At 69.1% G+C, this 19,696-nt stretch carries 20 protein-coding genes; 11 read left to right on the forward strand and 9 right to left on the reverse strand.

Annotated elements, in window-relative coordinates; genetic code table 11:
- Nucleotides 1–252 precede the first annotated feature (252 nt).
- Entirely contained in the window at nt 253–1,146 is an 894-nt protein-coding gene (gene hemF, locus Q8S40_RS24675; protein ID WP_305672530.1) for an oxygen-dependent coproporphyrinogen oxidase, read from the reverse strand.
- A gap of 391 nt (nt 1,147–1,537) precedes the next feature.
- Here hemF and petA point away from each other — a divergent pair, with 391 nt between their 5' ends.
- From petA to Q8S40_RS24695, 4 genes are all read left to right on the forward strand, one after another.
- Nucleotides 1,538–2,146, forward strand: a complete 609-nt coding sequence (petA, locus tag Q8S40_RS24680; RefSeq protein WP_304813252.1) for a ubiquinol-cytochrome c reductase iron-sulfur subunit — start codon at nt 1,538–1,540, stop codon at nt 2,144–2,146.
- A 62-nt stretch (nt 2,147–2,208) separates the two neighbouring features.
- Nucleotides 2,209–3,480, forward strand: coding sequence for a cytochrome b/b6 (locus tag Q8S40_RS24685; RefSeq protein ID WP_304813254.1), 1,272 nt, complete (start codon nt 2,209–2,211; stop codon nt 3,478–3,480).
- Nucleotides 3,480–4,277 (forward strand): cytochrome c1, encoded by a 798-nt coding sequence (locus Q8S40_RS24690; protein ID WP_305672531.1) that lies wholly within the window; start codon nt 3,480–3,482, stop codon nt 4,275–4,277. Before Q8S40_RS24685 ends, Q8S40_RS24690 begins: the two co-directional genes overlap by 1 nt.
- Nucleotides 4,278–4,406: 129 nt before the next feature.
- Nucleotides 4,407–5,303, forward strand: a complete 897-nt coding sequence (locus tag Q8S40_RS24695; protein ID WP_305672532.1) for an S-methyl-5'-thioadenosine phosphorylase — start codon at nt 4,407–4,409, stop codon at nt 5,301–5,303.
- A 24-nt stretch (nt 5,304–5,327) separates the two neighbouring features.
- Here Q8S40_RS24695 and Q8S40_RS24700 read toward each other — a convergent pair whose 3' ends face one another.
- Nucleotides 5,328–6,143, reverse strand: coding sequence for an SH3 domain-containing protein (locus Q8S40_RS24700; RefSeq protein ID WP_305672533.1), 816 nt, complete (start codon nt 6,141–6,143; stop codon nt 5,328–5,330).
- A 210-nt stretch (nt 6,144–6,353) separates the two neighbouring features.
- On the opposite strand from Q8S40_RS24700, the gene Q8S40_RS24705 reads away from it, so the two are divergent.
- Nucleotides 6,354–7,115, forward strand: a complete 762-nt coding sequence (locus Q8S40_RS24705) for a YoaK family protein (RefSeq protein ID WP_305672534.1) — start codon at nt 6,354–6,356, stop codon at nt 7,113–7,115.
- A 58-nt stretch (nt 7,116–7,173) separates the two neighbouring features.
- On the opposite strand, the gene Q8S40_RS24710 is transcribed toward Q8S40_RS24705, so the two are convergent.
- The gene (locus tag Q8S40_RS24710; RefSeq protein ID WP_304811172.1) at nt 7,174–7,392 is read right to left on the reverse strand and encodes a hypothetical protein; all 219 of its coding nucleotides are present in this window, start codon (nt 7,390–7,392) and stop codon (nt 7,174–7,176) included.
- A 4-nt stretch (nt 7,393–7,396) separates the two neighbouring features.
- The gene (locus Q8S40_RS24715) at nt 7,397–8,062 is read right to left on the reverse strand and encodes a dienelactone hydrolase family protein (protein ID WP_305672535.1); all 666 of its coding nucleotides are present in this window, start codon (nt 8,060–8,062) and stop codon (nt 7,397–7,399) included.
- A 39-nt stretch (nt 8,063–8,101) separates the two neighbouring features.
- On the opposite strand from Q8S40_RS24715, the gene Q8S40_RS24720 reads away from it, so the two are divergent.
- From Q8S40_RS24720 to Q8S40_RS24730, 3 genes are read left to right on the forward strand one after another with little or no spacing between them, the layout of a single operon-like run.
- Nucleotides 8,102–8,287 (forward strand): DUF4169 family protein, encoded by a 186-nt coding sequence (locus Q8S40_RS24720; protein ID WP_304811176.1) that lies wholly within the window; start codon nt 8,102–8,104, stop codon nt 8,285–8,287.
- Between the two features lie 4 nt (nt 8,288–8,291).
- Entirely contained in the window at nt 8,292–8,702 is a 411-nt protein-coding gene (locus tag Q8S40_RS24725; RefSeq protein WP_304811178.1) for a PaaI family thioesterase, read from the forward strand.
- 52 nt (nt 8,703–8,754) lie between these two features.
- Nucleotides 8,755–9,465 carry a metal-dependent hydrolase gene (locus tag Q8S40_RS24730; protein WP_305672536.1) on the forward strand — a complete coding sequence of 237 codons (711 nt, stop codon included), beginning with the start codon at nt 8,755–8,757 and terminating at the stop codon, nt 9,463–9,465.
- Here the strand turns inward: Q8S40_RS24730 and Q8S40_RS24735 are convergent.
- A complete protein-coding gene (locus Q8S40_RS24735) occupies nt 9,455–10,561 on the reverse strand; it encodes an NAD(P)/FAD-dependent oxidoreductase (RefSeq protein WP_304811182.1) in 1,107 nt (368 codons plus the stop codon). The genes Q8S40_RS24730 and Q8S40_RS24735 overlap by 11 nt on opposite strands.
- 104 nt (nt 10,562–10,665) lie before the next feature.
- Nucleotides 10,666–11,412 carry a GntR family transcriptional regulator gene (locus tag Q8S40_RS24740; RefSeq protein WP_305672537.1) on the reverse strand — a complete coding sequence of 249 codons (747 nt, stop codon included), beginning with the start codon at nt 11,410–11,412 and terminating at the stop codon, nt 10,666–10,668.
- A 105-nt stretch (nt 11,413–11,517) separates the two neighbouring features.
- On the opposite strand from Q8S40_RS24740, the gene Q8S40_RS24745 reads away from it, so the two are divergent.
- Genes Q8S40_RS24745 through Q8S40_RS24755 form a run of 3 tightly spaced genes read left to right on the forward strand, consistent with a single transcriptional unit; the run spans nt 11,518 to nt 15,021 of the window.
- Complete coding sequence (locus tag Q8S40_RS24745) at nt 11,518–11,931, forward strand: nuclear transport factor 2 family protein (protein WP_305672538.1); 414 nt, start codon at nt 11,518–11,520, stop codon at nt 11,929–11,931.
- 34 nt (nt 11,932–11,965) lie between these two features.
- Nucleotides 11,966–13,438, forward strand: coding sequence for a M81 family metallopeptidase (locus Q8S40_RS24750; RefSeq protein WP_305672539.1), 1,473 nt, complete (start codon nt 11,966–11,968; stop codon nt 13,436–13,438).
- Complete coding sequence (locus tag Q8S40_RS24755) at nt 13,435–15,021, forward strand: ABC transporter substrate-binding protein (RefSeq protein WP_305672540.1); 1,587 nt, start codon at nt 13,435–13,437, stop codon at nt 15,019–15,021. Before Q8S40_RS24750 ends, Q8S40_RS24755 begins: the two co-directional genes overlap by 4 nt.
- Nucleotides 15,022–15,039: 18 nt before the next feature.
- On the opposite strand, the gene Q8S40_RS24760 is transcribed toward Q8S40_RS24755, so the two are convergent.
- From Q8S40_RS24760 to Q8S40_RS24770, 3 genes are all read right to left on the reverse strand, one after another.
- Nucleotides 15,040–16,704: a thiamine pyrophosphate-dependent enzyme gene (locus Q8S40_RS24760; protein ID WP_305672541.1), complete on the reverse strand. Its 1,665-nt coding sequence runs from the start codon at nt 16,702–16,704 to the stop codon at nt 15,040–15,042.
- Nucleotides 16,701–17,657 (reverse strand): branched-chain amino acid transaminase, encoded by a 957-nt coding sequence (locus Q8S40_RS24765; protein ID WP_305672542.1) that lies wholly within the window; start codon nt 17,655–17,657, stop codon nt 16,701–16,703. Before Q8S40_RS24765 ends, Q8S40_RS24760 begins: the two co-directional genes overlap by 4 nt.
- Nucleotides 17,654–19,696 (reverse strand): hydantoinase/oxoprolinase family protein (locus Q8S40_RS24770; protein WP_305672543.1); only part of this gene is annotated, 2,043 nt, incomplete at its 5' end. The genes Q8S40_RS24765 and Q8S40_RS24770, both read right to left, overlap by 4 nt.

Consider the following 19,696-nt stretch of genomic DNA (forward strand, 5'->3'; position numbering starts at 1 on the left):
CTTGGCGTTTGTTAGCCTGTCCCGGTCCTTGCTTGGCGGCGCGCTGCACAACCTGTCCCGCAGCACCCGGAACACCGGGATACCACCGTCCACATCCACCTGGCGGGGACGCGCCGTTCACAGTGAGCTCGACCATCGGAGCCTCCTGGAGCGGGCCTTCCTGCGGCCCCTCTGGTACCCAGATTGCCGACACGCCAGGCGTGCTGTCGAGCAACTCTTTGCAGCCAGAGGAGGCGCGCCGGGGCCAGGCCTTCAGGGCCAACCCGTCTCCGGCGGCAGCGACATCAGAATGGCCTCGACATTGCCGCCGGTCTTCAGCCCGAAGATGGTGCCGCGGTCATACAGCAGGTTGAATTCCACATAGCGGCCGCGGCGCATCAGCTGGTGGGCGCGCTCGGCCTCGGTCCAGGGCTCATGCATGCGGTGGCGGACGATACCGGGATAGGCCTCCAGGAACGCCAGGCCGACATCCTTGGTGAAGGCGAAATCCGCCTCCACGCCATGGCCCGGCGTGCGGTCGCCCAGCCAATCGTAGAAGATGCCGCCGAGGCCGCGCGGTTCGTTCCGGTGCGGCAGGAAGAAGTACTCGTCGCACCACTGCTTGAAGCGCGGGTAGTAGGTCGGGTCGTGGCGGTCGCAGGCCGCCTTGTAGGCGGCGTGGAAGTGGGCGGCGTCCTCGATGCTGTGGGGCGCCGCATGGTCCATCGGCGTGATGTCGCCGCCGCCGCCGAACCAGGCCTTGGTGGTCAGGATGAAGCGGGTGTTCATGTGCACCGCCGGCACGCGCGGGCTGCGCTGGTGCGCCACCAGGCTGATGCCGGTGGCGAGGAAGCGCGGGTCTTCCTCCGCCCCCGGGATCTGCTTGCGGAAGTCAGGGGAGAATTCGCCGAAGACGGTGGAGACGTTGACCCCCACCTTCTCGAACACCCGTCCCTTCATCACCGCCATGGTGCCGCCGCCGCCTTCCGGGCGGGTCCAGGGCGTGCGGACGAAGCGGCCCGCGGGCAGGCCGGCATGCGGGCCGGAGGCCAGTTCATCCTCGATCGCCTCGAACGCCGCGCAGATCCGGTCCCGCAGGCTTTCGAACCAGGCGCGGGCAGGCTCGACCATCGGATGGCTGGGGGGCTGGGCGGGCGTTTCAGGCATGGCAGGACTTTCCTCGGATGGACGCCCCCTGGCGGGGCGCGCGCCGGCGCAAGATTGGCAGGGGCTTAACCGGATGGCGACCCTTCCGGGCCCAGGATGCTCCCCGGCGGGCTGCGCCCAAGAATTCAGGCACGACAGCGGATGGACACCGCCACAACCCACCCTTTATATGCGGCGCAGCGTCAATTCCGGCAGTGGAGGTCCCCGGCACCCATCGCGCAAGCGAGGAGCCACCCGACAGCCCGGTTTGGTGCGGATGTTTCGCGGCGATGCGGGTCGCCCGGCGGGTCCCCAGGATGGACCGGCATGGTGCCCTGGACAGCGGGTCAGGCCGGTCGGGGTCCAGCCGGTCGGCAGGCCCCGCAGGCGGCAGGCGGAGAAGGACGACGAGATGGCCGAAACAATGGTGCCCCCAGGGGTGACCTCTGGTGGGCCCGCCGGGGCACCACATGGCGCGCCCCACGGTTCGCATGGCGGCGCCGCGGAAGGCGAGACGCGGCGCGATTTCCTGACGCTGACGACAGCCGCCTTCGCAGCGGTTGGCGTGGGCGCGGTGGTGTGGCCGTTCATCAGCTCGATGAACCCGGCGCGGGACGTGCTGGCGCTGGCCTCCACGGAAGTCGACCTGTCGCCGATCGCGGTCGGCCAGGCGGTCACCGTGGTTTGGCGCGGCAAGCCGGTCTTCGTGCGCCACCGCACGGCGGAGGACATCCAGGCCGCGCGCGCCACGCCGCTTTCGGAACTGAAGGACCCTGCGCCGGACCAGTCCCGGGTGCAGCGGGATCAGTGGCTGGTGGTGGTCGGCGTCTGCACCCATCTCGGTTGCGTCCCGCTCGGGCAGCGGCCGACGGATGCGAAGGGCAATTTCGATGGCTGGTTCTGCCCCTGCCATGGCAGCCACTACGATACCTCGGGACGAATTCGCATCGGTCCCGCGCCGCTGAACCTTCCGGTTCCGGACTACACCTTTACATCTGACACGCAAATCCGGATCGGCTGAAGGCGCCTGGGCGCGGTATCCTCCGCGCCCGCCCTTCGGCATCCACTGGGGAGCCAGGCAAGATGGCCATCGGCCTTCACGACAGCACCATCCAGAACCCCGTGCTTCGCTGGGTCGACCAGCGCCTGCCGGTGTTCACCATGATGCAGAAGGAATACGGGACGTTCCCGACGCCCCGGAACTTCAACTACTTCTGGAATTTCGGCGCCCTCGCCATGGTCACGCTGATGATCATGATCGCGACCGGCGTGTTCCTTTCCATGAACTACACGCCGCACACCGCCCACGCCTTCGACAGCGTCGAGCGCATCATGCGCGACGTGAACTATGGCTGGCTGATCCGCTACGTGCACATGAACGGCGCCTCGATGTTCTTCATCGTGGTGTTCATCCATATCTGGCGCGGCATGTACTACGGGTCCTACAAGGCACCGCGGGAGCTGCTGTGGATCCTGGGCGTTGTCATCTTCCTGCTGATGATGGCCACCGCCTTCATGGGCTACGTGCTGCCCTGGGGCCAGATGTCCTTCTGGGGCGCCACCGTGATCACCAACCTGTTCTCCGCCATCCCGCTGGTGGGTGAGAGCATCGTGATCTGGCTGTGGGGCGGCTTCTCGGTGGACAACCCGACGCTGAACCGCTTCTTCAGCCTGCACTACCTGCTGCCCTTCATGATCGCCGGCGTGGTGTTCCTGCATGTGGCGGCGCTGCACATCACCGGCTCCAACAACCCGCTGGGCATCGACCCGAAGGGCCCGCAGGATACCCTGCCCTTCCACCCGTACTACACGGCGAAGGACAGCGTCGGCCTGGTGGTGTACTTCATCGTCTTCGCCTTCCTGGTGTTCTTCATGCCGAACTACCTCGGCCATGCGGACAACTACATCCCGGCGAACCCGCTGGTGACGCCCGCGCACATCGTCCCGGAATGGTACTTCCTGCCCTTCTACGCGATCCTGCGCGCGGTGCCGGACAAGCTGGGCGGCGTGCTGCTGATGTTCGGCTCCATCGCCGTGCTGTTCGTGCTGCCCTGGCTGGATACCTCCCCGGTGCGCTCCATGCGGTTCCGCCCGGTGGCGAAGTGGTCGCTGTATCTGTGGCTGGTGTCCTTCTTCGTGCTGATGTGGGCCGGCGCCAAGCCGGCGGATGAGCCGTATGTGACCATCTCCCGCATCGCGACGGCCTACTACTTCGCCTACTTCCTGGTCATCCTGCCCCTGCTTGGCCGCCTCGAACGGCCGTTGTCGCTGCCCGAGAGCATCGCCATGCCTGTCCTCCGCGGTGGCGGACCGGTCCTGGCGGGCGCCGCGGCGAAGCCGATGGAGAAAGCCTGATGCGTGACGTCAAGCGGGGCTTCCGCAACCTGATCGGCGCCCTGGTACTGGGCGCCGCCACGACCCTCGGCGCGACCCTGCCCACCCCGGCCCAGGCGGCCGGGGAAGCCATCCCGCTGCCGAATGCCGGCTTCAGCTTCGCCGGCTTCTTCGGCACCTTCGACCGCGGCGCCGCCCAGCGCGGCCTGCAGGTGTACAAGGAAGTCTGCGCCGCCTGCCACGGCATGTACCACCTGTCCTACCGCAACCTGACCGAGATCGGGCTGAGCGAGGACCAGGTCCGCGCCATCGCGGCATCGGTGGAAGTGCGGGACGGCCCGAACGACATGGGCGAGATGTTCGACCGCCCGGCCCGCCTGTCCGACCGCTTCCGCCGCCCCTTCGCCAATGAACTGGCGGCGCGTGCGGCGAACAACGGCGCCTATCCGCCGGACCTGTCGACCATCACCAAGGCGCGCGCCAACGGCGCCAACTACCTGCATGCGCTGCTGACCGGCTATGTCGACCCGCCGCCCGGCTTCGCGTTGGCGGATGGCATGCACTACAACGCCTACTTCCCCGGCCACCAGATCGCCATGCCCAACGTCCTGAACCCGGACCAGGTGGAATACGCCGATGGCACCGCGGCGACGGTGGACCAGATGGCCCGCGACGTGACCACCTTCCTCGCCTGGGCGGCGGAGCCGGAGACGGAGCAGCGCCGCGCCATGGGCATCAAGATGATGCTGTTCCTGATCGTCCTCGGCGGCCTGACCTACGCCGTGAAGCGGAAGGTCTGGGCCGACGTGAAGCACTGAAGCCAGCCTCCCGGCCGGTTTGCACAAGGGCCGCTCCCGCAGGGGGGCGGCCCTTTTCGCTGTTTGCGGCAGCGCTTCAAGCCGCGCGCATCCCATTGTAGAAGCCCCGCGCACCGAGGAGCCTTCCCCATGTCCGAACCTCTCGCCGAAACCGTCACCCCCGTCATCGGCCTGATCGGCGGCTCCGGCCTGTATGACATTCCGGGCCTCGAGGGCCGCGAATGGAAGCGCGTCGCCAGCCCCTGGGGTGAGCCTTCCGACGCGATCCTGCATGGCACGCTGGCCGGCGTGCCGGTGCGCTTCCTGCCGCGCCATGGCCGCGGCCACCCGACGCCGCCCTCCCGTCTGAACTACCGCGCCAATATCGATGCGATGAAGCGCGCCGGCTGCACCGAGATCATCTCCCTCTCGGCCGTGGGTTCGTTGAAGGAGGAGCTGCCGCCGGGGCATTTCGTCATCGTCGACCAGTTCATCGACCGCACCTTCGCGCGGGAGAAATCCTTCTTCGAGACCGGCTGCGTCGGCCATGTCTCCGTCGCCCACCCGGTCTGCCCGCGGCTCGGCGATGCGCTGCAGGCCTCGGCGGAAAAGCTTGGCCTGCCGGTGACCCGCGGCGGCACCTACATGGTCATGGAAGGCCCGCAATTCTCCACCAAGGCGGAAAGCCTGCTGTACCGGAGCTGGGGCTGCTCCGTGATCGGCATGACCAACATGCCGGAGGCCAAATTGGCGCGGGAGGCCGAGCTTTGCTACGCGACCGTTGCCATGGTGACGGATTTCGACTGCTGGCACCCGGACCATGAGGCGGTGACGGTGGACCAGGTGGTGAAGGTGCTGTTCGGCAACGCCGACAAGGCGCGCGGCCTGGTTGCCGATGTGGTGCCGCGCCTCGGCGCGCCGCGCGGCCCCTGCCCCGCCGGCTGCGACCGGGCGCTGGAACATGCGCTGATCACGGCACCCGAGATGCGCGACCCCGCCCTGCTGGCGAAGCTGGATGCGGTGGCCGGGCGGGTGCTGCGGGGCTGAGGGCGCCCGCAGGACACTGGCCACCTACATGTCGGAATCCAGCAGGCTGGAATGCACCCAGCCGGCCGGTGCCCCCGCATCGCCGATCTGCACCCAGCCGCCGGGCGCATGGCCATGCACGGTAAAGGCCCGGCCACGTTCGGCGACCCACAGGATCTCCGACTGGCCGCTCGGCGCCGCGCGCACCCGCACGGGGCTGAGCACGGTGACACTGCCGCCGGCCCCGCCCGGATCGGCCGTGGTGGCAGTGGCCTGGGCCGGGACCGGGGACGGGACCGGGACCGGAACCTGGCCCGGGACCGGGGCGAGATCCTCGGCCGCGCTGCGGGCCGGTGGGGTTGTCACGTGGACGGCCAGGGATCCGGCGGCCGACGCCGTCGCGGCGGATGGAACGGCCTGGCAGTAGCGCTGCCTCGGCAGGCCCGGCGCGCCGCCGCGCCAGAGGCCGGGGCCATCCTCCATCACCACCATGCTGCGTGAACTGCGGGCCAGGTCCCGCTCCGGCTGCCGCCCGCCCGCCCCGGGCAGGATGCCGAGCGCCGGGATCACCCGCGCCACCACATCCGGCCCGGACGGCCCGCCCATCCGGGCGCAGACCGCGAAGGCGCCAGGCTCCTCCAGCGGATAGGTCTGGATGGCGGTCAGCGTCTCGCCACCCTGGCCGCCCAGATGCGCGCGCAATGCGGCGATCGCGGCCTCCTCCGGCGTGCGGCTCGCCTGGCCGGGCTGCGCCACTTCCGGCGTCACGGCGGGGCCGCTGCCCCATTCCAGGGAAATCGCGGCTATGGCGCCGGCCGACAGCAGGGCGACGGCGAGAATGGGTGGAATGGCCTTGTGCATGCTGGCTGGGCCGCTTCCTGGCTGGTGCTGCTGCCAAAGACGCACCGTTACGCCAAAGGTTCCGTGCGAAGCCCGCGCGGTTGCCGCATCGGAAGCCGGCGCGTAGGTTCGGCGGCCTCACCGCACGGCGTATCGCTCCATGTCCCGCGCGACACCTTCCACGCGGCAGAGGCCGGCAACGGGCTGATGCCGGCCCGACTGCTGCCTCCGATGGCCCCCGCGATCCTGTTCGCCCACCGCCTGGTGGCGCGTCAGCGCAGCGAGGATGGGGACCGCAACCTGGCACTGGCGCTGGCCTTCATCGCCGGTGCCATCAATGCCGGCGGCTTCTTCGCCGTCGGGCACTACACCTCGCACATGTCGGGCATCGTCTCCGCCATCGCGGATTTCGCCGCGCTTGGCGCCTGGGTGCTGGTGGGCGCCGGGCTGGTCGCGCTGTTCAGCTTCACGGCCGGCGCCGCAAGCTCCGCCTGGCTGATCAACTGGGGCCGGCGAAACGACAGGCGGCGGCAATACGCCCTGCCCCTGCTGCTGGAAGGGGTGGTTCTCGCGGGGTTGGGTGTGGCGGGCATGGTGGTGGGGGCAAGCCCCTATGCGGCGGCGGTCGGGGTGCCGGTGCTGTGCTTCATCATGGGGTTGCAGAACGCCACCATCACCAAGGTCTCCGGCGCCCGGCTGCGGACCACGCATGTGACCGGCATCGTCACGGATATCGGCATCGAACTCGGCAAGCTGGCCTATTGGAACCGGGCCTTGGAAAACCGGGGCGATGCGCCGCGCGTCAGGGCGGACCGTGCCAAGCTGCGGCTGCTGTCGGCGATGCTCGGCGCCTTCATCGGCGGCGGTGTGCTGGGCGCGCTGGGATTCAGCCATGTCGGCGCCGCGGCCGCGCTGCCGCTGGCGCTGCTGCTCGGCCTGCTTGGCACCGCGCCGGCCGCCGCCGCGGCGGTGCTGCGGCGGCGCGCGCCGTGACCGGCCGCAGGCTGCGGCCATCGGCGATGGCCGAGGCCGCGGATGCGGCCCCGACGGATCAGTCCTTCACTTCCTCCAGCCGCACGGCCAGATCGCCGGCCTGGGCCGCGCCCTCCCGCTTGCGGCGGCGCAGCACGACCGGGACGATGAGGACGATCAGCGCCAGCAGCAGGATCACCCAGAAGGGATAGGCCGGCTGCGCGCCATTCGGGCTCCAGATCGGGATCATGACCAGCAAGCCCAGGCAGATGCCGGAGGTGATGTAGTAGCCGAGCATGGCGTCAGCCCCCCAGATGCTTGGCGAAGAAGGCGAGCGTCCGGGCCTGCGCCACATCGGCATCGGCCGGCTTGTAGGACCCGCGCTCCTCGCAGCCGAAGCCGTGGCCGGCGCCCTTGTAGACGAAGATCTCGACGCCCGGCTGCGCCTGGCGGATCAGATCGACATCGGTCATCGGGATGGAGGCATCGACCTCGCCGAAATGCAGTTGCACGGGGCAGGACGGGGTTTCGGTGCGGGTGCCGGCGATGCCGCCGCCATACCAGCCGCAGGCCGCCTTGAAACTGGTGCTGCGGGTCGCGCCCCACCAGGCGATGGTGCCGCCCCAGCAATAGCCGACGATGCCGCGCGCGGCGCTGCCCGGCAGCGCGGCGGCGGCGGCCTCGATATCCAGCATCGTGCCCTTCTCATCCACCTTGGCACGCAGGTCGCGGCCACGGGCCACATCCTCCGCCGCGTAGCCCAGCTCGACGCCGCGCTCGACGCGGTCGAACAGGGCCGGGCAGATCACCGCGTAGCCCTGGGCTGCGAAGGCATCGCAGACATGGCGCATGTGGCGGTTCACGCCGAAAATCTCCTGCACCACCACCAGGGCGCGCTTGGCGTCCGGCGGGCCGGCGCGGTAGGCGTTCAGGCGGTGGCCATCGGCGGCATTCAGCTCGATCTGCATGACGTTTCCCGCGCAGGTTTCGCGCGTTAGTGTTCCCGTATGGGCAAGCTCGTCAACCTCAACCATGCGCGCAAGGCGCAGGCGAAGCGGCAGGCGGAGGCCGAGGCCGCCGCCAACCGCGTGAAGCACGGCCGCACCAGGGCGGAGAAGCTGGCGGACCGTGCGGCGGAGGCAAGGCGCGCGGCGCTGCTGGATGGCGCGAAGCGGGAATCCGCGGAAGACTGAGCCGATGCAGAACCCTGATTTCGACCCGGCCGAACATGGCTGGCACATCGTCACCCCCTCCGGCCTGCCGGAGACCGCCAACCCGCTATGGCAGCGCGGCGCCGAATACGGCTTCCAGGCCCGGGCGGACCACGCCAATGGCCGCGGCGTGATCCATGGCGGAATTCTCGCCACCTTCATGGACCACAGCCTGGGGCTGATGGTCCGCGCCGCGACCGGGGGCGGTATGAACCTGGCCACCATCCAGCTCGACCTGCACTACCTGGCCGCCGCCATGCCGGGGATGTTCCTGGTGGGCGCGGGCGAGATCACAAGGCAGACCCGCAGCGTAGTCTTCGTGCGCGGCACGCTGCGGGCGGGGGATACCACCGTGATCGCGGCCACCGGCATCTGGAAGCTGCTCGCCCCGCGGTGACGTGGCGCGCCCGTCCGGGCTAAGAAGCGCCAGCGACAGACGGAGACGACATATGAAAATTACCTGGTTCGGGCATTCGGCCTATCGCCTGGAATTCGGCAATTCGGTCGTGCTGATCGACCCCTTCCTGACCGGCAACCCGGTGTTCAAGGGCGATGTCGAGGCGGCGAGCGCGGGCGCCACCCACATCCTGCTGACGCATGGCCATAGCGACCATGTCGGCGACACCATGGCGATCCATCAGCGCACCGGCGCCAAGGTCGTGGCGAATTTCGAAATCTGCATGTGGCTCGCCCGCCAGGGGCTGAAGGCCATGGACCCGATGAACACCGGCGGCACCACGCAGCAGGATGATTTTTCGGTCACCCTGACCATCGCCTTCCATTCCTCCGCCGTGATGGACGAGAACGGCATCACCCAGGATCTCGGCCTGCCGGGCGGGCTGGTGATCACGCCGAAGGCGAAGGGCGAGCCGGTGGTCTACCACATGGGCGATACCGAGGTTTTCGGCGACATGGCGCTGATCGGGGAGTTGCACAGCCCGACGGTGGCGATGGTGCCGGTGGGCGACCGCTTCACCATGGATGGCAAGCGCGGCGCACTGGCGGTCAAGCGCTTCCTGCCGACCGTCACCACCGCCATCCCGTGCCATTTCGGCACCTTCCCGATGATCGCCCCCGATGCCTCCGCCTTCGAGCGGGAGATGGCGGGCGCCAAGGCGAAGGTCCTGGTGCCGGAGATCGGCGTGGCGTTTACGCTGTAGGGACCACCGCCATCACCTCCTCCGCCACGGCGAGGGAGGCGGTGAGGCCGGGGCTTTCGATGCCGAACAGGTTGACCAGCCCCGGCACGCCATGGGTCGCCGGGCCCTGGATGACGAAATCCTGCCCCGGCGCGCCCTTCGGCACGGTCTTCGGCCGGATGCCGGAATAGCCGGGCGCCAGCGCGCCATCCGGCAGGCCGGGCCACCAGCGGCGGATGCTGTCGTAGAACAGCTCCCCCCGCCGCGGGTCCACATTGTAGTCGATGCGGTCGATCCATTCGACATCCGGCCCGAAGCGCGCCTGGCCGCCGAGATCTATGGTCAGGTGCGTGCCCAAGCCCCCCGGTACCGGCACCGGGTAGATCAGCCGGCTGAACGGGGATTTCGTGGTCAGGCTGAAGTAGTTGCCCTTGGCGTAGAAGGCGCCGGGGATGTGCGCTTCCGGCACCCCCTCGATCCGTCGCGCCAGGCCCGGCGCATGCAGGCCGGCCGAGTTCACCAGCAGGTTGCAGGACAGCGCCATCGGCTCCGCCCCACCCACCTGCAGCTCGATCTGCCGGCCGGCGACGCGGCCCTGCAGCACCGGGGCGTGAAAGGCGAACATGGCGCCGGCATCCTCGGCATCGCCCTGCAGGGCCAGCATATAGGCGTGGCTGTCGATGATGCCGGTGGAGGGCGAGACCAGCGCGGCGGTGCAGGACAGATGCGGCTCGATCGCCCGCGCCTCGGCGCCCGAGATGAAGCGCAGGTCGTCCACCCCATTGGCGGCGGCGCGCTGGCGGATGCCCTCAAGCTGCTCGGCTTCCGCGTCACTGGTCGCGACGATCAGCTTGCCGCAGCGGCGATGCGGCACGCCGTGGCTCTCGCAGTAGTCGTACAGCTTCCATTTGCCGGCGACGCAGGTCTTCGCCATCAGGCTGCCGGCCTTGTAGTAGATGCCGGCGTGGATCACCTCCGAATTGCGGGAGGAGGTCTCGGTGCCGATGCCCTCCGCCGCATCCAGCACCAGCACCTCCCGCCCCGCCTGGGCCAGCGCCCGGGCCACGGCGAGGCCGACGACGCCCGCCCCCACCACCACGCAATCCACCTGGTCCATTGGCGTCCCCAACCTGTTGAGCGATGGGTATGGCAAAACGCGGCCTTCGGGGAGGGGGTAGGCGGCCAACAGCAGTCCGAACGCCCGATCCGGGCCGGCGGTGCCTATCGGCCCCCATCCGCCCGGGCTTCCGGCACCGCGGCATCCTCCCGCGCATGGGCAAGCCCCGCGAGCAGGCGCCGCCCCGTCTCCTGCACATGGGACAGGCTGAGGGCGGCCATGCGGGACGCGTCGCCGGCGCGGCAGGCCTCCAGGATTCCACGATGCTCGCGGTTCACGCGATCCACATTGCCGATCAGGGCCGAGCCCAGCCGCACATAGCGTTCCACCTGGTTGCGCAAGGTCACCAGCACCTGGCCGGAGAAGCGGCGGCCGCCGGCCTCGCAGATCCGGGCATGGAAGTCCCGGTTGAGCAGGGCGAAACGCTGGCCATCCTCGGCGCTTTCGATCCGGATCTGCTCCATCTGCACGACCAGTCCCTCCATGGCACGCAGATCCGCCTCGCTGCGCTTCAGCGCCGCGTGCTCTGCCGCCTGGGCTTCCAGCACCATGCGGATGTCGAAGATCTCGGCGATCTCTGACGGATCGAGCCGCGCGACCACGTAGCCGCGGCGGGGGCGGGAGACGACGAGGCCTTCCGCCTCCAATTGGCGCAGCGCCTCCCGCACCGGCGGGCGGCTGACGCCGAAGCGCTGGCCGATATCCTCCTGCCGCAGCAGCGCCTCCGCCTCGATCGCGCCGGACAGGATTGCGTCTCGCAGCCTTGCCGCCACGAAGTCGGGCAGGCCGCCCGGCTGATCGGGCGGCTCGGGGGGCATCGCGGGCAGGCTGAGATAGGGCGCACGGGTCATGGAAAGCTCATCGCGGAGATTGTCTTCAAAAACATTGACCGGACCGGATCGCAGCAGCACAGTCCCATCCGCCAGCCACCGGACCCTATGACGCAAGGAATTGCCATGAGCCAGACCGCAGCCGTGCCGACCGGGCGCGCCGGACGGACCGTCGATGTCGCGCTGATCCTGGAAATCGCCGACGCCTTCAACAGCCGCGACGCCGACCGGATCATGTCCTACTTCACCGAGGACTGCACCTTCTTCATGGCCAGCGGGCCGGAGCCGGTGGGGCGCGCGGTGCGCGGCAAGGAGGCGGTGCGGAAGGTGCTCGCCGATCGCTTCAAGGTCATTCCGGACATGGCCTGGACCCATGAATACGAATACGTCGCCGGCGACCGCGCCGTATCCGTCTGGCGCGTCACCGGCAAATCCGCGGATGGCACGGAGTTGAACTACCAGGGCTGCGACCTGTGGGAATTCCGCGACGGCCTGGTCCACAACAAGGACACCTACTGGAAGATCGTCCGCCCGGACTGATCCGCCGCCACCGCAACCATCCGGGATGATTCGCATGAAGATCGCCGCGGCCATGTTCAAGCACGAGACCAATTCCTTCTCGCCCGTGCCGACGCGGTGGGAGGATTTCGGCCCCGGCGGCCCGATCTTCGGCGAGGCCGCCTACCGCGCCTTCCGCCACTCCGGCTACAGCCTGTCCGGCCTGCTCGATGTGGCGGAGGCGATGGGGGCGGAGGTGACGGTGCCGATCGCCGCGCGCTGCCTGCCCTCCGGCCCGGTGCAGCGCGATGTCTTCGAGCGGCTGTGCGACATCCTGTGTGCCGCGGCGCGGGAATGCGACGCGATGATGCTGGACCTGCACGGTGCCATGGTTGCGGAGGGCGCGGAGGATGGCGAGGGCGAGCTGCTGTCGCGCATCCGCCAGATCCGGCCCGGCCTGCCGATCGGCGCCTCGCTCGACTCCCACGCCAATCTCTCCGATCTGTTCATCGCGAACTGCACGGTGATGCCGGGCTACCGCACCTTCCCGCATACCGACATGCCGGAGACGGGCCGCAAGGCGGGGCAGTTGCTGCGAGACGTGCTGGAGGGACGGCTGAACCCGGTGACGGTCGCGGCGCGCGTGCCGATGCTGCCCGACATGGTGAAGTGCCTGACCGATCGCGAACCCATGTCGCGGCTGATCGCGGCAGCCGATGCGGCGGAGCGCGATGGGCTGCCCAGCGTCACCGTCTTCACCGGATTCCCGCTGGCCGATACGCAGGACACCTGCATGACGGTGCTGGCCACCGCCCACGGCGACGCGGCCCGCGCGCGCGCCGCGGCGCAAACCGTTGCCGACCAGGCCTGGTCGCTGCGGGAGGAATTTCTCCCCGCGCCCTTCGAGAGTCTCCAAGCTGCCATGGACCGCGCGGCGGCGATGACGGAGGGGCCTGTGATCCTCGCCGACTTCTCGGACAACTGCCATTCGGGCGGCACCATGGATTCCATGGCGGTCATCGCCGCCGCGCTCGATCGTGGCATGGCGGATATTCTCGCCGGGCCGATATGCGATCCGGAGGCTGTGGCGCGCATGATCGAGGCCGGCATCGGCGCCACCATCACCCTCGACATCGGCGCCAAGATGCCGATCCCCGCGCTGAAGCAACCGCTGGTGCCGCTGCGGCTGACCGGCACGGTGCGCACGCTGGCGATGGGCCGCTTCACGGTGGAGGGGCCGATCTTCACCGGCATGCCCGTCGATCTCGGCCGCTGCGCGGTGCTGGAGACCGGGCGACTGACACTGCTGGTCAGTGAGGGCCGGGTGGAAGCGCTGGACCCGCTGCAGTACCGCATCTTCGGGCTGGAGCCGACGCGCTTCCGCACCATCATCCTGAAGGCCAAGACCAACCATCGCCCGGCCTTCCTGCCGCTGGCCAAAGGTCATGTCGATTGCCAGGGGCCGGGCGTCGCGACACTCGACCTGCATTCCCTCGATTTCCGGCGCGTGCGCCGGCCGATCTTCCCGCTGGACAGGAGCAACGCATGACCCGCTTTCCATGGCGCCGGGCGCTGGGTGCCGCCGTGCTTTCCCTCAGCCTCGTCCCTCCCGCCGTCGCGCAGACCACGGTGCGCTGGGGAAATAATGGCGAGGTCACCACCATGGACCCGCAGGGCGTATTCAGCACCGCCAATGCGGCCCTGCTCGGCAACATCTACGACACGCTCGTGCGGCTCGACCGCAACCTGAAGTTCGAACCCGGCCTGGCGACAAGCTGGGAGGTGCTGGCACCGGACCGCTACCGCTTCACCATCCGCCAGGGCGTGCGTTTCCATGACGGCACGCCGATGACGGCGGCGGATGTCGTCGCCTCGCTCCGCCGCGCCAGCGTGCCGAATTCGCCCTATGCCTCCGTCACCCACATGATCAGCGCGATCGAGCAGAGCGGCCCGGACACGGTTGATGTGCTGCTGCGCGGCCCCTACCCGGTGCTGATCAACGACCTCGCCGGCGTCGCCATCCTCAGCGAGCGATGGATGCAGGCGCATGATGCGATGCTGCCGACCGACCCGGCCCGCGGCGCGGCGAGCTACGCCAATATCCACACCAACGGCACCGGCCCCTTCCGCCTGGTCTCCCGCGAGCTCGATTCGGAAACCGTGCTGGAGGCCTTTCCCGGTTGGTGGGACAAGCGCGAACACAATATCGACCGAGTCTCCTTCCGCCCCCTGCCGAATGATGCCACGCGCCTGGCGGCGCTGCTGTCCGGCCAGGTCGACGTCATCACGCCGACGCCGCTGCAGGATGCGGAGCGGCTGCGGCGCGATCCGAACATCACCCTGGTCGAGGCGCAGGATCTGCGCGTGATGTATTACGGCTTCAACGTCGCCGAGAATCACCGCATCGGCGGCGGCGGCGACCGCAACCCGCTGGCGGATGTGCGGGTGCGCCGGGCGATGACCATGGCGCTGGACGTGCCGGGCATCACGCGCGCCGTCATGCGCGGCCTGGCGCAGCCGACGCATGCGATGATCGCCGAGCAGATCAATGGCTACGACCCCGCCCAATCCGTGCAGCGCGCCCCCTTCGACCCGGAGGGCGCGAAGCGCCTGCTGGCCGAGGCCGGCTACCCGGACGGCTTCACCATATCGATGCAATGCCCGGTGGACCGCTTCGTGAATATTGACCGGGTCTGCCAGGCGACGGCGGCGATGTGGGCGCGCATCGGCGTGCGGGTGAACTACAGCGGGGTCCGCTTCGCGGCCTACATGCAGGCCTTCCAGCAGCGCAGCCAGGACATCTACGTGATGGGCTGGGCAAATACGCCGCAGCTCGACGGTTTCTCCATCCTCAACAACGTCATGCACACCCGCACGCAGCGACGTGGCAGTTGGAATGCCGGCAACACCTCCGACCCCACGCTGGATGCGCTGGTTGAGAGAATTGCGGTGGAGATGGACCCGGCGCGGCGCACCGCGATGCTGACCGAGGCCTTCGCCATCGAGCGCGCGAACTACTGGATGATCCCGCTGTATCGCGACCCGATGCTGCTGGCCTCCCGCAAGGGCTTCGAAATTCCGGCCTTCGCGGATGGCCGGATGCGGTTCTGGCTGGCCCGCGCGCCCGGCTGAGGCGCGCGGCCGGCCGGTTCAGCCCTTCAGGCGCCGCCAGGCGGTGACCTGAAGTGCCGAGCCATGCACATGCACCACCGCCGGCACGCTGCGTGGTGCCAGCGCGGCATCCAGCACCGGGGCGATTTCGGCCTCGGTCCGGATGGTGAAACCCTCCGCCCCGAAGGCGCGGCCCCAGGCGGCGAAATCGGGATTCACCAGATCGGCCGCATCGGCGTAGTTCCGCCCCGGGTAGCGGTTGGCGTGGTGCATACCGATCGAGCCATAGGTGCGGTTATCCGCCACCAGCAGCACCGGGGCGGCGCCGTGGCGCATCGCCGTGGCGATTTCGTTGCCCGTCATCAACGCGCCGCCATCACCCACCACCGCGATCACCTGCCGTCCCGGATGCCGGATGCTGGCGGCGACCGCCATCGGCATCCCCGCCCCCATGCCGCCCACGGCGGAGCCCAGGAACATCTGCCCGGGGCGGAAGGGAATATGGCGGTGCACGAAGCTGGTGAAGTTGCCGGCATCGGTTGTCAGCACCGCATCCGCCGTCATGCGTTCCGCCACCGCGACGCAGACGGCGGAGAAATTCACGCCATCCGGCGCCGGGTCCCAGCGCGGCGCCGTCAGATCCCGGTGCAGCCCGTGCAGCCGCGCGATCCAGGCGGCGCGGCCCGCCGGCGCCGGCGGCGTCTTGCGGGCCAGCAGCGCCTCGACCAGCAGGGCCGGGTCGCAGGCCATGGGCAGGTCGGCGCGGAAGACGCGGTTGAGTTCGGAGGGGTCGGGCCAGACATGCACCAGCGGCATTTGCGGGTCCGGCGCCGTGGGCCAGGTGTAGGATTGGCTGACCACATCGGTCATCCGCTCGCCCAGCGCGACCAGTAGATCGGCCTCGCGCAGCGCCGCCATCAGCGGCGGCTGCACGCGGTTGCCGATATAGCCGGCGTAGTTCGGGTGGTGGCTGTCGAACAGATGCGGGCGGCGATGCGTCGGTGCCACGGGCAGCGACCATTCCTCCGCCAGGCGCTTCAGCGCGGAGAGCGCGGCGGGCGGCCCATCCATGGCGCCGCCGACCAGCACCACCGGGCGCTGCGCGGCGGCGAGGCGTTTTGCCAGTTCCTCCACCTGGGCCGGCGCGGGGCCGGGCGTGGCACGGATGCGTGGTTTGGCGAGGGGGATGTCGTTGGCCGGCTCATCCAGCACATCCTCCGGCAGCACCACCGCCACCGGGCCGGGCGTGCCGGATTCGGCGAGGTGGAAGGCGCGCGCGATGGCCTCGCTGGCCTGGATCGGCAGGTCCACCGGAATCACGGCCTTCACCGTATCCGCCAGGTATTTGCCGTAGTCCTGTTCCTGCAAGGCGCCGCGGCCGCGGTCGCGGCGTTCGACCTGGCCGATGATCAGCACCATCGGGATGGCGTCATGCAACGCCGTGTGCAGCCCGATCATGGCGTTGGAAACGCCAGGGCCGCGCGAGACCATGCACACCCCGGCACGCCCGGCCCGCATCCGGCCATCGGCGGCGGCCATATAGGCGGCGCCACCCTCATGCCGGCACACCACCAGCTTCAAGGCCGGCACATCGACCAGCGCATCCGTCAGGCCGAGAAAGCTTTCACCCGGCACGCAGAACAGCAGATCCACGCCATGCGCGGCGAGGCTTTCGGCGACCAGCCTTCCGACGCTGCGCGTCATTCGGCGGCCGCCTTCGCCGCGTTGCTGCGCCAGACCGGTGTCAGCCAATGCCGGTATTTCTCGAGTTTTCCCCGCACCGCGTCGTTGTAGAGCTGTTGTAGCTTGCGGGTCACGGCGCCGGGCGTGCCGTCGCCGATGTCGTAATGGTCGATCGAGACCATCGGCAGCACCTCCGCCCCACTGCCGCAGAAGAAGGCCTCGTCGGCGACGTAGAGTTCGGAGCGGTCGACATCGCGCTCCACCACCTCCATGCCGAGTTCCTCCCGCGCCAGTTCCATCAGCGTCTCGCGCGTTATGGATTCCAGGATGTCGGCGGTGACGGGCGGGGTGATCAGCTTGCCGTGACGGACGATCATCACGCAGGCGCCGGGGCCCTCGGCCACCTTGCCGGCCGCATTCAGCATCACCGGCGGACCCATGCCATTCATCCGCGCCTCGATATAGGCCAGCCGCGAGTTGTGGTAGTTCGCGCCCGACTTGATGCGGGACGGCGAGGCGAGGTCGCTGTTGCGGCGCCAGGTGCTGATGGCGCTTTTCACGCCCGTCTCCTGCACCTTCTTCGACGGCATGGCAAAGGCCAGGATGAAGAAGCCGGTGCGGATTTCGCTTGGCAGGTAATGCGTCAGCTCGCCTTCCGCGAAATAGACCACGGGGCGGTAGTGGATGGTCTCGCGGTAATTGCAGGCGCGGATGAGCTCCAGGCTCGCCGCCTCGATCTCCGCATCGCTGTAGGGGATCGTCATCCGCATGATGCGCGCGCCCTGGCGCAGGCGCGCGATGTGGTCGGCGTGGCGGAACGTGTAGAGTTCCTGCTGTTCCTCGTTCCAATAGGCGCGGATGCCCTCGAACACATTCTCGCCGCGCAGCACGCATTCGGTGGAGATGTGCATGGTGGCATTGGCCCAGGGCACCAGCTTGCCGTCGAGCCAGGCGTAATCCGCCGCTTTGCTCATGGGGTTGTCTCCTCCGGATAGGTGATGTCGATCAGCAGGTTGCCGTGGATGTCGCGGGTGATGTGCGCGTCGGGGCCGATGACGACGGTGGATTCGCGTTCCTCCACCACGGCCGGGCCGGCAATGCGCTGGCCCGCGGGCAGGCGGTAGCGGTCATAGACGGCGCAGGGGGCGAGGCCGGTCTGCGCGAACCACACGTTGCGATGCCCCTTCAACGCCGCGCCCTCGCCTTCCGGCGGGGTGAAACCCTCCGGCACTGCGGGGCGGGATGCGGTGGCGTGCAGGCGCCAGGACAGCACCTCCATCGCGACGCCGGTGATGCGACGGTCGAAAAGCCCGAAGTAGGTTTCGCGGAAGGCGGCTTCGACGGATTCCGCATCGGCGCTGGCGGGGATCGGCACGCTGATGTCGAAACCCTGCCCGGCATAACGCATATCCGCGCTGCGGCGGAACTGCACATCGCCCGGCGCGGCGCCGGCATCGAGCAGCACGGCGCGCGCCTCCGCTTCCATCTGCGCGAATTTCTGCGCGACGCCGTCCCACTCCACCGCCGTGAGCCGCTGCACGCCGGAGCGCACCAGGTCGATGGCCGGCGCCGCGACAAGGAACCCCAACGCCGAGGCCACACCCGCGCCCTGCGGCACGATGACGCGAGACAGCTTCAGCAGTTTCGCCAACCCATAGGCATGCACCGGGCCTGCGCCGCCGAAGGCGAGCATGGCGTAGCGGCGCGGATCGCGGCCCTTCTCCGCCACATACATGCGCGTCGCCGCGGCCATATTCTCGTTGACGATGCTGTGGATGCCGGCCGCCACTTCCAGCGCCGTCATGCCGAGTTTCTGGCCGAGATGTTCCTGCATCGCGCCTTCCACCGCCGCCAGGTCCAGCGCCATTTCGCCACCCAGGAAATACGCGGGCGAGAGATAGCCCAGCAGCAGATCCGCATCCGTCACCGTCGGCCGCGTGCCGCCGCGGCCGTAGCAGACCGGGCCAGGCACGGAGCCCGCGGATTCCGGCCCGACATTCAGCAGCCCCATCGCATTCACATGGGCGATGGAACCACCCCCGGCGCCGATCTCGATCAGGTCGATCACCGGCACCTTCAACGGCAGGCCGGAGCCCTTGCGGAAGCGCCGCACCCGCGCGGCTTCGAAGGTGGAAGCATGCTCCGCCTCCCCCTTCTCAATCAGGCACATCTTCGCGGTGGTGCCGCCCATGTCGAAGGAGATCATGTCGGACACACCGGCAATCCGGCCGTAATGCATCGCAGCCGTGGCGCCGGCGGCCGGGCCGCTCTCGATCAGCTGCACCGGATTGGCGCGCGCATAACCAACCGAGGCAATGCCGCCCGCGGACAGCATCAGATGCAGCGGCCCGCCAAGACCGCGCCGCCGCAGCTCGGCCTCCAGGCTCGCCAAATAGCGATCCATCAGCGGCAGCACATAGGCATTCACGCAGGCGGTGTTCGCCCGTTCGTATTCGCGGATTTCGGGCGCCACGTCGGAGGAAAGTGTCACGGGCACGCCCGGCAACTCCTCCGCCAGAATGGCGCCAATGCGCCGTTCATGCGTGGGGTCAAGGTAGCTGTGCAGCAGGCACACCGCCACCGCCTCCACCGCATCGGCGCGCAGCGCGCGCGCCGCATCCCGCACCTCGGATTCGACCAGCGCGACCAATTCGCGGCCGCGCGCATCATGGCGCTGCGTCACTGCGTGGCGGCGCGGGCGCGGCACCAGCGGCTCCGGCTTGTCGAGGAACAGGTCGTACAGATCGTAGCGCATCTCCCGCCCCATCTCGAGGCTGTCGCGGAAGCCGCGCGTCGTGATCAGGCCGATGCGCGCGCCCTTGCGCTCAATCACCGTATTGGTCACCAGCGTCGTGCCGTGCACCACCTGCCGGACATCGCCGATGGCGGCGCCGGCTTCGGCCAGGATTCGGGCAATGCCCTCCAGTATCGCGCGGCCGGGATCATCCGGCGTGGTCAGCCGCTTGCCGGTCAGCACGCGGCCGCTGGCGTCATCCACCAGCACGAAGTCGGT

Origin of the sequence: Falsiroseomonas sp. (genome assembly GCF_030695085.1) — a bacterium.
Taxonomy (GTDB): domain Bacteria; phylum Pseudomonadota; class Alphaproteobacteria; order Acetobacterales; family Acetobacteraceae; genus Falsiroseomonas.

What these genes read in the sequence shown, in the direction of transcription:
- Q8S40_RS24705 (WP_305672534.1), top strand. Translation starts at nt 6,354, where the DNA reads ATGGCCCCCGCGATCCTGTTCGCCCACCGCCTGGTGGCGCGTCAGCGC.
- Q8S40_RS24735 (WP_304811182.1), bottom strand. Translation starts at nt 10,561, where the DNA reads ATGGACCAGGTGGATTGCGTGGTGGTGGGGGCGGGCGTCGTCGGCCTC.
- Q8S40_RS24730 (WP_305672536.1), top strand. Translation starts at nt 8,755, where the DNA reads ATGAAAATTACCTGGTTCGGGCATTCGGCCTATCGCCTGGAATTCGGC.
- Q8S40_RS24750 (WP_305672539.1), top strand. Translation starts at nt 11,966, where the DNA reads ATGAAGATCGCCGCGGCCATGTTCAAGCACGAGACCAATTCCTTCTCG.
- Q8S40_RS24690 (WP_305672531.1), top strand. Translation starts at nt 3,480, where the DNA reads ATGCGTGACGTCAAGCGGGGCTTCCGCAACCTGATCGGCGCCCTGGTA.
- Q8S40_RS24700 (WP_305672533.1), bottom strand. Translation starts at nt 6,143, where the DNA reads ATGCACAAGGCCATTCCACCCATTCTCGCCGTCGCCCTGCTGTCGGCC.
- Q8S40_RS24710 (WP_304811172.1), bottom strand. Translation starts at nt 7,392, where the DNA reads ATGCTCGGCTACTACATCACCTCCGGCATCTGCCTGGGCTTGCTGGTC.
- Q8S40_RS24725 (WP_304811178.1), top strand. Translation starts at nt 8,292, where the DNA reads ATGCAGAACCCTGATTTCGACCCGGCCGAACATGGCTGGCACATCGTC.
- Q8S40_RS24715 (WP_305672535.1), bottom strand. Translation starts at nt 8,062, where the DNA reads ATGCAGATCGAGCTGAATGCCGCCGATGGCCACCGCCTGAACGCCTAC.
- Q8S40_RS24685 (WP_304813254.1), top strand. Translation starts at nt 2,209, where the DNA reads ATGGCCATCGGCCTTCACGACAGCACCATCCAGAACCCCGTGCTTCGC.
- Q8S40_RS24755 (WP_305672540.1), top strand. Translation starts at nt 13,435, where the DNA reads ATGACCCGCTTTCCATGGCGCCGGGCGCTGGGTGCCGCCGTGCTTTCC.
- Q8S40_RS24765 (WP_305672542.1), bottom strand. Translation starts at nt 17,657, where the DNA reads ATGAGCAAAGCGGCGGATTACGCCTGGCTCGACGGCAAGCTGGTGCCC.
- petA (WP_304813252.1), top strand. Translation starts at nt 1,538, where the DNA reads ATGGCCGAAACAATGGTGCCCCCAGGGGTGACCTCTGGTGGGCCCGCC.
- Q8S40_RS24695 (WP_305672532.1), top strand. Translation starts at nt 4,407, where the DNA reads ATGTCCGAACCTCTCGCCGAAACCGTCACCCCCGTCATCGGCCTGATC.
- Q8S40_RS24740 (WP_305672537.1), bottom strand. Translation starts at nt 11,412, where the DNA reads ATGACCCGTGCGCCCTATCTCAGCCTGCCCGCGATGCCCCCCGAGCCG.
- Q8S40_RS24720 (WP_304811176.1), top strand. Translation starts at nt 8,102, where the DNA reads ATGGGCAAGCTCGTCAACCTCAACCATGCGCGCAAGGCGCAGGCGAAG.
- hemF (WP_305672530.1), bottom strand. Translation starts at nt 1,146, where the DNA reads ATGCCTGAAACGCCCGCCCAGCCCCCCAGCCATCCGATGGTCGAGCCT.
- Q8S40_RS24745 (WP_305672538.1), top strand. Translation starts at nt 11,518, where the DNA reads ATGAGCCAGACCGCAGCCGTGCCGACCGGGCGCGCCGGACGGACCGTC.
- Q8S40_RS24760 (WP_305672541.1), bottom strand. Translation starts at nt 16,704, where the DNA reads ATGACGCGCAGCGTCGGAAGGCTGGTCGCCGAAAGCCTCGCCGCGCAT.